Annotated in this window: 15 protein-coding genes; all 15 read left to right on the top strand. The window is 54.6% G+C overall.

Translation table 11 applies throughout. The features are described from left to right. Positions 1 to 5 precede the first annotated feature (5 nt). The 15 genes from spoIIIAG to MKY12_RS20075 all read left to right on the top strand — a co-directional run bounded on the left by spoIIIAG (position 6) and on the right by MKY12_RS20075 (position 13011). Positions 6 to 644 (top strand): stage III sporulation protein AG, encoded by a 639-nt coding sequence (gene spoIIIAG, locus MKY12_RS20145; RefSeq protein WP_209871158.1) that lies wholly within the window; start codon positions 6 to 8, stop codon positions 642 to 644. Positions 645 to 752: 108 nt separating this feature from the next. Further along, complete coding sequence (locus MKY12_RS20140) at positions 753 to 1682, top strand: SpoIIIAH-like family protein (protein ID WP_339249523.1); 930 nt, start codon at positions 753 to 755, stop codon at positions 1680 to 1682. A gap of 277 nt (positions 1683 to 1959) precedes the next feature. Further along, positions 1960 to 2469 carry an acetyl-CoA carboxylase biotin carboxyl carrier protein gene (accB, locus tag MKY12_RS20135; protein ID WP_036698397.1) on the top strand — a complete coding sequence of 170 codons (510 nt, stop codon included), beginning with the start codon at positions 1960 to 1962 and terminating at the stop codon, positions 2467 to 2469. A gap of 56 nt (positions 2470 to 2525) precedes the next feature. Beyond that, positions 2526 to 3869 carry an acetyl-CoA carboxylase biotin carboxylase subunit gene (gene accC, locus MKY12_RS20130; RefSeq protein ID WP_036731935.1) on the top strand — a complete coding sequence of 448 codons (1344 nt, stop codon included), beginning with the start codon at positions 2526 to 2528 and terminating at the stop codon, positions 3867 to 3869. Between the two features lie 118 nt (positions 3870 to 3987). Beyond that, the gene (locus tag MKY12_RS20125) at positions 3988 to 4404 is read left to right on the top strand and encodes an Asp23/Gls24 family envelope stress response protein (protein WP_036698392.1); all 417 of its coding nucleotides are present in this window, start codon (positions 3988 to 3990) and stop codon (positions 4402 to 4404) included. A 72-nt stretch (positions 4405 to 4476) separates the two neighbouring features. Beyond that, positions 4477 to 5016, top strand: a complete 540-nt coding sequence (gene amaP, locus MKY12_RS20120; protein ID WP_339249519.1) for an alkaline shock response membrane anchor protein AmaP — start codon at positions 4477 to 4479, stop codon at positions 5014 to 5016. Between the two features lie 15 nt (positions 5017 to 5031). After that, the gene (locus MKY12_RS20115; RefSeq protein ID WP_036698387.1) at positions 5032 to 5265 is read left to right on the top strand and encodes a DUF2273 domain-containing protein; all 234 of its coding nucleotides are present in this window, start codon (positions 5032 to 5034) and stop codon (positions 5263 to 5265) included. A 260-nt stretch (positions 5266 to 5525) separates the two neighbouring features. Further along, a complete protein-coding gene (gene nusB / locus MKY12_RS20110; protein ID WP_036698385.1) occupies positions 5526 to 5975 on the top strand; it encodes a transcription antitermination factor NusB in 450 nt (149 codons plus the stop codon). Between the two features lie 92 nt (positions 5976 to 6067). Further along, on the top strand, positions 6068 to 6925 hold the full coding sequence (gene folD, locus MKY12_RS20105) for a bifunctional methylenetetrahydrofolate dehydrogenase/methenyltetrahydrofolate cyclohydrolase FolD (RefSeq protein ID WP_036698383.1): 858 nt from the start codon (positions 6068 to 6070) through the stop codon (positions 6923 to 6925). A 9-nt stretch (positions 6926 to 6934) separates the two neighbouring features. Further along, entirely contained in the window at positions 6935 to 8308 is a 1374-nt protein-coding gene (xseA, locus tag MKY12_RS20100) for an exodeoxyribonuclease VII large subunit (protein ID WP_339249517.1), read from the top strand. Then, positions 8292 to 8549 carry an exodeoxyribonuclease VII small subunit gene (xseB, locus tag MKY12_RS20095; RefSeq protein ID WP_036731943.1) on the top strand — a complete coding sequence of 86 codons (258 nt, stop codon included), beginning with the start codon at positions 8292 to 8294 and terminating at the stop codon, positions 8547 to 8549. The genes xseA and xseB overlap by 17 nt, the downstream gene beginning before the upstream one ends. Beyond that, positions 8536 to 9483 (top strand): polyprenyl synthetase family protein, encoded by a 948-nt coding sequence (locus MKY12_RS20090; protein ID WP_209871149.1) that lies wholly within the window; start codon positions 8536 to 8538, stop codon positions 9481 to 9483. Before xseB ends, MKY12_RS20090 begins: the two co-directional genes overlap by 14 nt. A 95-nt stretch (positions 9484 to 9578) precedes the next feature. Further along, on the top strand, positions 9579 to 11483 hold the full coding sequence (gene dxs, locus MKY12_RS20085; protein ID WP_036731946.1) for a 1-deoxy-D-xylulose-5-phosphate synthase: 1905 nt from the start codon (positions 9579 to 9581) through the stop codon (positions 11481 to 11483). A gap of 42 nt (positions 11484 to 11525) precedes the next feature. Further along, entirely contained in the window at positions 11526 to 12416 is an 891-nt protein-coding gene (locus MKY12_RS20080; RefSeq protein ID WP_076079896.1) for a TlyA family RNA methyltransferase, read from the top strand. A 124-nt stretch (positions 12417 to 12540) separates the two neighbouring features. Then, positions 12541 to 13011: a hypothetical protein gene (locus MKY12_RS20075; protein WP_235192067.1), complete on the top strand. Its 471-nt coding sequence runs from the start codon at positions 12541 to 12543 to the stop codon at positions 13009 to 13011. Positions 13012 to 13022 lie beyond the last annotated feature (11 nt).

The raw sequence follows: 13022 nt of genomic DNA, 5'->3' as shown, positions 1-13022 counted from the left end.
AATCAATGGGCAATTGGCTGAAAAAGCTGGAGCAGTGGGCCGGTGGCGGGGGCGGCAGCCCGAAGCGCAGCCACACCTTCCGATGGCTAATCATTATCGGCCTGCTGGGTGTTGCAATTATGCTGTTCAACTCCTTCGTGAATGTGAAGAAGCTGGACAACGAGAACACAGGGCGTGAACCGCCGGACAGCGGGACCTCGCAGACAGTCCTGCAGCAGGAGACCGGGAGCGCGAATTCTTTTGACAGCATCGAACTGGCGATGGAGAACCGCACGAAGGAGATTCTGGAGAAAATCGTGGGGGTCGGTACTGTGGATATCATGGTCACCGTAGATTCCACAGAGGAGATTATCGTGCAGCGCAATATGAACGACTCGCAGCAGCAAAGTGAAGAAACAGATGCCAGCGGCGGTAAACGCCATACCACCCAGTACACCAGGGACGGCCAGATCGTCACTTACAGCCAGTCAGGGAATGAGGCTCCGATCATCACCAAGCGGGTGAAGCCTCAGGTAAGGGGAGTGCTGGTGGTCGCCAAAGGGGCAGAGAACAAGGTCGTGCGCAGTCTGATTGAGCAGGCGGTTGAAAAAGGGCTTAACGTACCGGTCTACCGGATTTCTGTTGTCCCGCGCAAGCAGGAATAGGCATGTCTCCGGCAACCCCGGCATATGCTTTAACAGAAGAGGCTTGTACGATACACACGGGCACAGACGACAAGAGGGCTGGCAACAAAATTATAGGAGGTATAAACAATGAAGGGCAAAAGACAAACGATTTGGCTGGTTTCTATGCTCAGTTTGATGGTAGTGCTCTCTGCATATTATCTGTTCACGGAAGATACGGGGGCTCCCATCCCCAAAGAAACTGCAGGCAGCATCCAGGTGGACACTATAAAAGACGGAACGGGCGGCGGAACTGCGACTACGCTGGACAGCGGACTTGTCATCAAAGAGGTCAGCACGGACAAAGGAATTGCAGTAGGAACCGTGGATGACAGCAGCAAGACCACCAAGGATGAAGCGGCATCGACAGTGGCAACGGATGACAGCACGACTCCGGCCGTGATAGATGACAGCAGTGTGGTTGCTGACAGCAGTAACACTGCTAAGGATACAACTGCTGCAACAGACAAGGCGGCCACTACTACGGCTGATAAAGGCAAGGATACGGCTGGCAGCAAGGATACCAAGGACAATAAGGACACCAAGGATGCCAAGGATACTAAGGACAGCAAAGACAGCAAGGATACGTCAGCCGCTGTAGACAAGACTCCGGCGAAGGACGACGAGGCGATTCTGGATGAAGTGGCTTCGCAGAGCGTATCGGCGAGCAGCCTGTTCACGAACTACCTGTACGAACGCGAACAGAAGAACCTGAAGGATCACAATGATCTGCTGGCGCTGATTAACGATATGGATAAGACACCGGCTGAGAATGCAGCAGCCCAGGAGCAGCTCAGCAAGCTGGAAGAGAAAGAGTCCAAGATCACCGGGATTGAAGAGAAGCTTCAACAAAAATACGGTGAGGCCATTGTGAAAGAAGAAGCCGGTGACGCCTACACGATCGTGGTGCTTAGCGATAAGCTGGATGTGAAGCAGGCGGTCGGCATCGTGGATTTTGTAATGAAGGAACTGAGCGTTACCCAGGACAAGATTAAGGTCCAATACGTCTCGGAGCAGTAAGCCAGCTGAATAAAACCAGGGAAAATAGAATAAAATGCCGAAAGAGCCCGGGCGCGTCCCAGGCTCTTTCCATTTCTAGCGTTTGTGATATAATACATAAAGTTATCGATGTATAGAAAAAGAAGATTACGCAGGCAGCGGTTACACAAGGTAGCGATTCAAGAGAATTACAGAGCAGACCCGCGTTACGGGTATGCTTGTCAGAACGGATATCGTACCCTGCTCAGCCAGCGTCCCAAAATGGCTTCGAGAGAAAGCTGAAGGAGTGAACTACCCAATGTTCAAGTTAAGCGAGATTAAGGAATTGATTCAATTGCTGGACCAGACTTCCTCCGTGCACGAGCTGGAGATTGAAAGCGAAGGTATGAAGCTGGCTATCCGTAAACCGGATCGCTCTGAAGCTGAAGGAACAGTAATTCAGGCGGCTCCTTATACCTACCCCTTTACGCCAGCCCCGCAGCCGCAAAGTCCGCAGATTATTGCCCCTCAGGCTGTTAGTGAAGTTCCTGCTGCGGCGCAGCAGCCCGCAACCTCCGCTGAAGGCGCATTACATAAAATCGTCTCGCCGATGGTTGGGACCTTCTATAGTGCCGCTTCACCGGAGACGCCTTCCTTTGTTAATGTCGGAGACCGGGTGAATGAGAAATCTACGGTCTGCATCATTGAAGCGATGAAGCTGATGAATGAGCTGGAAGCCGAAGTGAAGGGCGAGATTGTCTCTGTCCTGGTTGAGAACGGCCAACTGGTGGAATACGGTCAGCCGCTGTTTCTGGTGAGAGCGGAATAATTGCCGCGAGAATGAAGAGGAGCTTGCAAGCTTCGCTAAACTTTGGGAGGAAACGCATGAACATTCAAAAAGTGTTGATTGCCAACCGCGGCGAGATTGCGGTCCGCATTATCCGGGCCTGCCGCGAGCTGGGTATTGCCACCGTGGCTGTCTATTCGGAGCCGGACCGCGATTCCCTGCATGTCCGTCTTGCAGATGAGGCGTACTGTATCGGACCGATGCCCGCCAAGGACAGCTATCTGAACTTTACTAATATTATGAGCGTTGCCACGCTGACGGAATGCGATGCTATTCACCCCGGCTATGGCTTCCTGGCCGAGAACGCGGATTTCGCCGAGATCTGTGAATCCTGTAACATTACCTTCATCGGCCCGTCTCCGGATGCGATTACCCGGATGGGCGACAAGGCTGTTGCCAAAGAAACGATGAAGCTGGCCGGAGTTCCGATTATACCGGGCTCGGACGGGATTGTCGGTGACTTAGAGGAAGCCGTAATGCTCGGCCGTGATATCGGGTACCCGCTTATCGTCAAAGCTACGGCAGGCGGCGGAGGCAAGGGCATCCGCATCGCCGAGGATGAAGAGTCACTGGTGAAGCAGATTACCGCTGCCCAGCAGGAAGCGCAGAAGAATTTCGGCAACGCCGGAGTCTATCTGGAGAAATTCCTGACCGGCATGAAGCATGTGGAGATTCAGATCATCGCCGATAATCACGGCAACGTCGTCCACTTGGGCGAGCGTGACTGCTCTGTGCAGCGCCGCCGCCAGAAGCTGATCGAAGAAGCGCCTTGCGCCGTACTTACCCCGGAGGTCCGCGATGCGATGGGCCAAGCGGCGGTACGGGCTGCACTGGCGGTTAATTACTCGGGGGCAGGTACCCTGGAATTCCTGCTGGGTCCTGACGGACATTTCTATTTCATGGAGATGAATACACGGATTCAGGTGGAGCATCCGGTAACGGAGATGGTCACCGGCGTCGATCTCATTAAGGAAATGATCTCAGTAGCGGAAGGTAATCCCCTCTCCTTCACCCAGGAGGATATTGTGATCAACGGCTGGTCGATTGAATGCCGCATCAATGCCGAGGACCCTGAGCGTAATTTCATGCCGTCTCCGGGCAAAATCGGCTTCTATCTGCCACCGGGCGGATTTGGGGTGCGGGTCGACAGCGCGGCGTATCCGGGCTATACCATTTCACCTTTTTATGACTCCATGATTGCCAAGCTGATCGTCTGGGCACCGACCCGGGAAGAGGCTATAGCCAAGATGAAGCGTGCACTGGCTGAATTTGCGGTGGAGGGCATACATACCACCATTTCATTCCACCAGAGACTGCTGGAGCATCCGGTGTTTTTGGACGGGAACTTCGATATCAAGTTCCTTGAGGAGTATGAAGTTTAGGACGGCTTCTCATGGTTTGTCATAAAGTTCGTCAAATGATATAGTATGTTTAATAAGAGGCGTACTGCCCGCTTGAAGTGCCCCTACAACTTTTTTGCTGGAAAGGTGTGAAGTCCAAATGAGTACATTGCCGACAGAATTTGAACGTACGGAAATCGGTGAAATCCAGATCGCTCCAGAGGTGATCGAGGTTATCGCCGGTTTGGCAACCGTTGAGGTGAAAGGTGTGGCCGGAATGAGCGGCGGTTTCGCCGGCGGAATCGTGGAGCTTCTCGGACGCAAGAACCTGTCCAAAGGGGTTAAGGTTGAGGTTGGACAGCGCGAGGCTGCGGTGGATGTGTCCGTAATTATCGAATACGGCTACCGTCTTCCGGAAGTGGCTGCTGAAATTCAGCGCAATGTTAAGCGTTCCATCGAAACCATGACCGGTCTGACCGTTGTGGAAGTGAACGTGCATATCCATGATGTGCAGTTCAAAAGCAATACAAGCATTGACAAGAGCGAGGACACGGATGCGGTTATCCGCGTGAAGTAAGGGTTCAGTTCTTCCATAAACCCCCGACAGTGCGTCGAGGGTTTACCTTAATTTAAGGAGGTTGTGAGACTCGTGGCCAAAATTCTGGACAGGCTTCTGCTGTTCCTGTACAGCTTAAGCATTGGAATACTATCTGTAATTGCCATCCTCCTCTTAAGCGGTGTCATTCCGGACAAGTATGAGATTTCGGACGGACCGGCGGTCTATATCGCTGCGATCTCGGTGGCGGTCATTCTGTTCCTGCTGAGCATCCGCTTCTTCTACATCTCCCTGCGCCGCGACCGCGCTTCCCTGCCGTCTGTGGATCAGCGTACAGAGTATGGGGATATTCAGATCTCAATGGAGACCATTGAGAACCTGAGTCTGAAGGCTGCGGGCAAAGTGAAGGGCATCCGCGACCTGAAATCGCGCATCCGTGTCTCACAGGCGGGTCTTGAGATTATGATCCGTGCGGTCGTCGACGGTGAGCATTCACTGCCGCTGCTTACTACGGATGTACAGCGCCAGGTACATGATTTCGTACAGGAGACAACCGGAATTCCGGTTGCAGATGTGTCTGTATACATTGCTAACCTCACACAGGCACCAAGCTTCAAAAGTCGAGTGGAATAGAGGTGAGTTTCCCTTATGTCCTGGAGAGAAGTATGGGAAAGTCACGGGGGTAGAATTACCGGAGTTGCCTTCGGTGTCTTTCTCGGATTGATTTATCTGATTAGCGGTTTTTGGGATATGCTGTTCTTTGCACTGGTAGTGTTCATCGGATATACGTTCGGCAAACGAAAGGATACCGCGCAGGGTCCCCTGTTTCAATGGCAGGAGATCGCAGAGCGGCTGTCCGGACGGTGGCGTCCCTTCAAATGAACCGCGATAGTCTTTCTCCCGGAAGCCTGGAACCCGTTACTTTGAGTTGCTGACCTGCGGAAGAAAGGCTGCGCGGTTTTTTGCTGAAAAGGCAATATAAATTGCCCGGAGTGGGCTTTTTGAGAAAATTAAGGGTATAAATGCTCCTATATCAGCCTATGCGGCTGTTTATGTTAGGAAATGTAGTATAGAAGCTGGTCCGGTTATAATCGTTGTAATCTGTAACACCAAAACAAGAGGTTAGTTCGTAGGAGGAACACATGAAGAGACGTTTAGCGAGAGAAATTATTGTACAAAGCCTGTACCAGATGGAAATGAACGATGTAGAGGTTACCGAAGCGGTTGACATGCTGATTGAAGAAGCGGCGGATGAGAACGAAACCGAGCGTGTCATTACGGATGAGATCGAACTGAAGGCTTATGTAGTTACGCATGTCAACGGCGTGTGGGAACACAAAATGGCGATCGACGATATGCTGGAGCATTATCTTAAGGGCTGGCAGATGAGCCGCTTGTCACGTGTAGACCGTCAGATTCTGCGTCTGGCTACCTTCGAGATGATCTTCGCCAGCGATGTGCCGGCCAAGGTGTCTGTCAATGAGGCGATTGATCTGGCCAAGCATTTCGGCACAGAGGATTCCGGTAAATTCGTGAATGGTGTCCTCGGTAAAATGATTCAGGATGTGGACACGCTTAGAGCCGAGCTGTAGTCCAGCTTCAGCTTCGGATTCAGATTCAGATTCACAGCAAGCGGCAGTAACAGGCTTATAAGCCTTCAATAGACAATAGGGGAGAGACTTACATGACAGCAGCGATTATCAGCGGTAAACAGGTATCGGACGACATTCGGATCGGGATTGCCCGGGAGGTTGCAGACTTAGCGGAGCGCGGCGTGAAGCCGGGTCTGGCTGTCGTTCTGGTCGGTGAAGATCCGGCTTCCCAGGTCTATGTGCGCAACAAGGAGAAGTCTTGTATTGAACTGGGCTTCCATTCCGAGGTGCACCGGCTGGATGCAGCTACCACCCAGCAGGAGCTGCTGGCACTGGTGGCAGACCTGAACGGCCGCAGCGATATTGACGGCATCCTCGTTCAGCTGCCGCTTCCGAAGCATATTGAAGAGAAGGCTGTGATTGACGCCATCTCGGTAGAGAAGGATGTGGACGGCTTCCACCCGGTCAATGTGGGGAACCTCGTCATCGGGGACGACAGTCTGCTTCCCTGTACACCTGCCGGGGTTATTGAACTGATCAAGCGGACCGGTACGGACATTTCCGGCAAGCATGCGGTAGTGATCGGCCGCAGTAATATTGTCGGCAAGCCTGTATCCCTGCTGTTACAGCGGGAGAATGCCACAGTAACCATGTGCCACTCGCGCACAGCGAATATGGCTGAGCTTAGCCGTCAGGCCGATATCCTGGTGGTAGCGATTGGACGGGCCAACTTCATCGATGCTTCGTTCGTGAAGCCGGGTGCGATTGTGATTGATGTTGGCATGAACCGTCTGGATACCGGCAAGCTTGCCGGCGATGTCGATTATGAGAGTGCCCGGGAAGTGGCCGGGTTCATTACGCCGGTGCCGGGCGGAGTGGGACCGATGACCATCACCATGCTGATGAGCAACACGCTGATCGCGGCCAAACGCCGCCGCGGCCTGAAGTAGGCCGGACTTATGGCGGCAGAGCGGCAGATCTACTCCATCAAGGAGCTTAACAAATATATCCGTATGAAGCTGGATTCGGATGCGCTGCTGTCCGACGTATGGATTCGCGGTGAAATCTCGAATTTCACCCATCACGGAAGCGGGCATATGTACTTCACGCTGAAGGATGAGAGCAGCCGGATCAAAGCCATCATGTTCGCTTCACATAACTCACGGCTGCCGTTCGTGCCGAAGGAAGGCACGAAGGTAATCGCCAGGGGAAATGTGACTGTATATGAACGGGACGGGCAATACCAGTTCTATGCGACACATATGCAGCCTGACGGAATCGGCAGCCTGTATCTGGCTTACGAGCAGCTGAAGAGCAAGCTGGAGAAGGAAGGCCTGTTCGCAGCGGAGCGCAAGCGTCCGCTGCCGCAATTCCCGCGCTGCATCGGGGTTGTGACCTCCCCGACAGGAGCGGCTGTGAGGGATATCATCATCACCTTGCAGCGGCGCTACCCGCAGGTTGCGATTGTACTCCACCCTGTACTAGTGCAGGGTAAGGGGGCTGGACCGTCCATTGTACAGGCCATACAGAACCTGAATGCCATGGGAGAGGCCGATGTGCTGATCGTCGGGCGCGGCGGCGGCTCCCTGGAGGAGCTGTGGGCTTTCAATGAAGAGGCCGTTGCCCGGGCGATTGCGGCCTCCGGGATTCCGGTCATCTCGGCCGTGGGCCACGAGACCGACTTCACGATCGCCGATTTCGCCGCCGATCTCCGGGCGGCCACCCCTACGGCAGCGGCGGAGCTCGCTGTGCCGAGCGCAGCCGAGCTGGCCGGGCAGCTGCGCATGGCCCGGCAGCGGCTGCGCCAAGGGCTGCTGCGCCGCTCGCAGCGCGGCGGCGAACGCCTCGCTGCGCTGCAGCGCTCGCTGGCGCTGGCCGGCCCCCGCCGGCAGCTGGCCCAGCACGCGCAGCGGCTGGACATGCTGCGCGCGGCCCTGCTCCGCGCAGCAGAGGCAAGGCACAGCCGCGCGCAGGGGCGCAGCGCGCTGCTGCACCAGAGCCTGCAGCGCTTCCATCCGCTTAGCAGCGTCAGCGCTGCCCGCCGGCGCACGGATGGCCTCACCCGTGAGCTGACGGCGGCCATGCAGGCGCGCCTTGCAGATAAGCGCGCGCGGTTCGGGGCAGAGCTGCGCCATCTGGATGCGCTCAGCCCGCTTAAGGTCATGTCACGGGGCTACAGCCTTGTGTATGACGAGAAAGAACAGCATTTAATCAAATCGCTGAAGGAAGTAGAGCTTGGCGATGTGGTCAACATAAAGCTTAATGACGGACAACTAAACTGCCACGTATGGGGAATGAAGGAGGATGGCAAAGCGAATGGCGAAGGAAGCTGAACTGGATTTTGAGGGAGCTATGGAGCGCCTGGAGGGTATCGTGCGTGAGCTTGAACACGGTGACGTTCCCCTGGAGAAGGCGATTGATTTATTCCAGCAGGGAATGAAGCTCTCGCAGCTATGCGGCAGTAAGCTGGAGCAAGTGGAACGCAAAATTGAAATGATCACTGTGGAGGATGGCGAACTTCGCAAGAAGCCATTCGGCAACCGGCTGGAAGGCGATAGCGATGAGTCATTCTGAGCTTGAGCCATCGGGCGGTTCGGCAGCGGCGCAGGGCCGCGAACCGCTGGAGGAATATATAGCAGACGTTAGCCGCTGGGTTGCCGCTGCTCTCAGCGGGGTTGTACCGGAGCAGTGGGACGTCCCCCGGGTCCTAAGAGAGTCGATGGAATACTCACTGCAAGCTGGTGGTAAGCGCCTGCGGCCGCTGCTGGTCACCGCTGCCTGCGAGGCGCTGGGCGGCAGCCGTGAAGCTGCGCTGCCTGTAGCAGCAGCGATTGAAATGGTGCATACCTATTCTCTGATTCATGACGATCTGCCGGCGATGGATAATGATGATTACCGGCGCGGCAAGCTGACGAACCATAAGGTCTTTGGGGAAGCGATGGCCATTCTGGCCGGGGATTCGCTGCTGACCCATGCGTTCTACAGTGTGGTACAAGCCTCCCGTAAGCATGGGGTTCCGGCAGAGCGCGTGCTCTCCATCGTGGAGGATCTGGCCGAGATGGCCGGCCCGCGCGGTATGGTCGGCGGTCAGGTAGCTGATATGGAAGGCGAGCAGGGAATGACCGATCTGCAGCAGCTTCAGTACATTCATCTGCACAAGACCGGCGATCTGATGATCTTCTCCTTGCTTGCGGGCGGCAGAATCGCCGGTGCGAATGAGCAGCAGCTGGAAGCCCTGCGCCGCTTCGGCACACAGATTGGCCTGGCCTTCCAGATTCAGGATGATATTCTGGACCTCATCGGCGATGAGAGCAAGCTGGGCAAAAAAACCGGCAGTGATATCAAGCAGCAAAAAGTAACCTATCCGTATTTCATCGGGCTGGAAGCTTCGCGCGCGGAGGTCAAGGAATTGACCGCAGCAGCGCGTCATGCGATCCTTGAGGGTGGGTTCCAGGACCCTTCCCGGCTGCTGGAAATTGCCGATTATTTGATGTCACGCGATCACTAAATGAAGTTTCGCAAACGGCTGTGTTTCGACAGCCGTTTCGTTTGTGTTATAATGGGGTTTATATTTTACAACATCTAGGAAAGCGGGGAATACTCGTGCTGCTTCCACAAATAAATGATCCTCAGCAACTTAAATCTCTATCAGTCGGGGAACTGGCTGCACTTGCGGAGGAGATCCGCCAGTTTCTGATCGAGAAGCTGTCTGTAACAGGGGGGCATCTCGCATCCAATCTGGGCGTCGTGGAGCTTACACTGGCCCTGCATTACTGTTATGACAGTCCACGGGACAAAATGATTTATGACGTAGGGCATCAGGCGTATGTCCACAAAATATTAACCGGCCGCCAGGACCGGTTCGATTCACTGCGCAAGCACGGCGGATTATGCGGATTCGTCAAGCGTACAGAGAGCGAGCATGATGTCTGGGAAGCCGGACACAGCAGTACCTCTTTGTCCGCAGCCATGGGTATGGCGATGGCCCGTGATTTGAAGGGCGGAGACAATAAGGTAATTGCCGTGATCGGCGACGGTGCCCTTACCGGCGGTATGGCTTTTGAAGCCTTGAACCATATTGGACATGAGGGCCGCAAGCTGATGGTTATCCTTAATGATAATGAAATGTCGATTGCTCCTAATGTAGGGGCTATGCATAACTATCTAAGCAAGATCCGTTCAGACCGTCATTATCTGCGGGCCAAGGACGAGGTCGAAGGCCTGCTGAAGAAAATTCCGGCCATCGGCGGACGTCTGGCGAAGACTGCGCAGAATGTGAAGGACGGCCTGAAGAACATGCTGGTGCCCGGCGTTCTGTTTGAAGAACTCGGATTTACCTATCTGGGACCCGTGGACGGTCATGATCTGGAGAAGATGATCGACACCTTCCATCAGGCGGATAATGTATCTGGGCCTGTGCTGGTGCATGTGCTTACCACCAAAGGCAAGGGCTACAAACCGGCGGAAGTCGATTCCTATAAATGGCACGGCATTTCCCCCTACAAAATCGAATCTGGCCAGGTGCTTCAAGCGGTCGGCAATCCGATGTACACGGAAGTCTTCGGACAGACGTTAATTGAGCTGGGGCATCAGGACAAGCGGCTGATTGCCGTAACACCGGCGATGCCGGGCGGCTCGGGACTTTTCCCGTTCGCCAAGGAATTCCCGGACCGGATGATTGATGTCGGGATTGCGGAGCAGCATGCCGCCACATTATGTGCGGCCTTGGCTATGGAAGGCATGAAGCCGGTATTTGCCGTCTATTCCACCTTCATGCAGCGTGCCTATGATCAGATCGTTCATGACATTTGCCGCCATAATGCCAATGTTATGTTCGCCATCGACCGTGCGGGCTTCGTCGGCGCGGACGGGGAGACCCATCAGGGCGTGTACGATATCGCTTTTATGCGTCATATCCCGAACATGGTGCTTATGATGCCGAAGGATGAGAATGAGCTGCGCCACATGATGAAGACGGCGCTGGACTATAATGAAGGACCGATTGCTTACCGTTATCCGCGGATTAACGGCACGGGTGTGGCTATGGATGCTGAGCTGCACAGTCTGCCTATCGGCACCTGGGAACGTCTGCGTCCTGGTGAGGATTATGCCGTGCTTGCCTGCGGCCCGATGGTTCAGGTTGCTGAAGAGGCGGCAGAAGTGCTGAAGCGTGAAGGGATTCAGGTCGGTGTGGTGAATGCGCGCTTCCTGAAGCCGCTGGATAACACCATGCTGCTTGATCTGGCACATGCCGGAACAGGGATGGTGGTGCTGGAAGAAGCGAGCCAGGCCGGCAGCCTTGGCAGTGCGGTGCTGGAGTTCTTTGCAGAGCATGAGATATATGATGCGCATGTCCACCTGATGGGCGTGCCGGATATTTTCGTCGAGCATGGGTCGATTAAGGAGCAACGCCAGGAAACCGGCCTTACCGTTGAAGCCGTGTGCGCACGTATAAAGTCAATGAAGGGTCTTAGCACTTATACCTATAAGTCAACTTCCACCTCGTAAGGGCAGGGGCGGAAGGCGGACCGAAGTGATCGGGAGATGAACATGGAACACCCTAAGGAACGAATTGATGTGTTGTTAGTGGAGCAAGGCTTCTACGACAGCCGGGAGAAGGCCAAGGCTGCCATTATGGCGGGGCTTGTGCTTGCGAACGAAGAACGGATAGAAAAGCCGGGGATGAAGGTGCTGCGCAGCTCTGTCCTAAGAGTCAAGGGAGCACTGCACCCCTATGTCAGCCGCGGCGGATTGAAGCTGGAGAAGGCCTTGCGGCAGTTCGGTATCGAGCTGACCGGCCGTAATATGCTGGATATCGGCTCCTCCACAGGAGGCTTCACCGATTGTGCACTTCAGAACGGAGCGGCCCATGTGTACGCGATCGATGTGGGACATAACCAGCTCGACTGGAGCCTGCGTAATGATGAACGGGTAACTGTAATGGAGCAGACCAACTTCCGTTACATGACCCCGCCAGATTTGAAGGGACCGGTACCTGACTTTGCAAGTATCGATGTCTCCTTCATTTCACTGAAGATCATCCTGCCGCCGCTTATGGCGCTGCTGAACCGTCCTGCTGATATCGCTGCGCTGATTAAGCCGCAGTTCGAAGCCGGCCGCGAGAAGGTGGGCAAGTCTGGAGTTGTGCGCGAACCGGCTGTTCACCGGGAGGTGCTGATAAACGTACTGTCCATGGCAGCCGAACTTGGCTACACGCTTGCAGGACTGACGTATTCCCCCATTACCGGTGGGGAAGGTAATATTGAATTTCTGGCACACTGGAAGCTGCTTCCTGCTGAGGCTGCGGAGCAGACTTCAGTGCAGCAGACTTCTGCGGCTGAAGCACAGCCGAATAATTTCGCCGCGCTTGCCGACTCGGTCATTAAGGAAGCGAATGCAACCTTCAGCGCTGCGGGCCATGGAAACTCATCCAAGCGATGAGTTTCTTTTGCTGCCTAATATAAGAATTTATTAGCCTCCTTGAACCGGAAATTAGCGGCAGATTGTTAGACCGAAGCAGGATTTCACCCGCCCTCGCGCGAATAGATTCACCGAGGTGATGGGAGTGGCGAGCTCGGACAAGGCTGTAGTGGCACTTATGGGACTGGCGGCGGCAATCTTTATCCTTTATAGAATCTATATCTGGCTGCAGGGGTCCCCGGGTTCCTTCATGAAGGATCGGGTGCCGATCAACAAGGTCATTCAGTCCCATCCGTCCATCGCTCTGCTGGAGGATGCGGGATATGAGGTCATTGGCGGTAAGCTGAAGATTCCGCTGTCTTTTCAGGTGAATGGGGCACCGATGTACAGCAGGCTGTTCATTGATTATGTAGCCACCAGGAATGAGGAGCATTATTATCTGGTCATCCTGTCCCGCCCCCGCAAGGAGCTTGAATTCACCGGCAGCGGACTCCGGGACCATATCCTCCCCTATCTGCTGATCTACCCGGATTGTAGCGGGGTACTCTATGTGGATACGGTGAATTCCAACATTCATGTAATTAATTTCGGCAAGGACGACGGAGAATCCAGTTAAGCACTATATAA

This window comes from Paenibacillus sp. FSL M7-0896, assembly GCF_037975415.1.
GTDB lineage: Bacteria > Bacillota > Bacilli > Paenibacillales > Paenibacillaceae > Paenibacillus_AQ > Paenibacillus_AQ silagei.
This window is presented reverse-complemented; position numbering and strand designations above follow the sequence as displayed.

Coding starts and splice junctions, on each gene's coding strand:
- spoIIIAG (WP_209871158.1), top strand. CDS start 6: ATGGGCAATTGGCTGAAAAAGCTGGAGCAGTGGGCCGGTGGCGGGGGC.
- MKY12_RS20140 (WP_339249523.1), top strand. CDS start 753: ATGAAGGGCAAAAGACAAACGATTTGGCTGGTTTCTATGCTCAGTTTG.
- accB (WP_036698397.1), top strand. CDS start 1,960: ATGTTCAAGTTAAGCGAGATTAAGGAATTGATTCAATTGCTGGACCAG.
- accC (WP_036731935.1), top strand. CDS start 2,526: ATGAACATTCAAAAAGTGTTGATTGCCAACCGCGGCGAGATTGCGGTC.
- MKY12_RS20125 (WP_036698392.1), top strand. CDS start 3,988: ATGAGTACATTGCCGACAGAATTTGAACGTACGGAAATCGGTGAAATC.
- MKY12_RS20115 (WP_036698387.1), top strand. CDS start 5,032: ATGTCCTGGAGAGAAGTATGGGAAAGTCACGGGGGTAGAATTACCGGA.
- nusB (WP_036698385.1), top strand. CDS start 5,526: ATGAAGAGACGTTTAGCGAGAGAAATTATTGTACAAAGCCTGTACCAG.
- folD (WP_036698383.1), top strand. CDS start 6,068: ATGACAGCAGCGATTATCAGCGGTAAACAGGTATCGGACGACATTCGG.
- xseA (WP_339249517.1), top strand. CDS start 6,935: ATGGCGGCAGAGCGGCAGATCTACTCCATCAAGGAGCTTAACAAATAT.
- xseB (WP_036731943.1), top strand. CDS start 8,292: ATGGCGAAGGAAGCTGAACTGGATTTTGAGGGAGCTATGGAGCGCCTG.
- MKY12_RS20090 (WP_209871149.1), top strand. CDS start 8,536: ATGAGTCATTCTGAGCTTGAGCCATCGGGCGGTTCGGCAGCGGCGCAG.
- MKY12_RS20080 (WP_076079896.1), top strand. CDS start 11,526: ATGGAACACCCTAAGGAACGAATTGATGTGTTGTTAGTGGAGCAAGGC.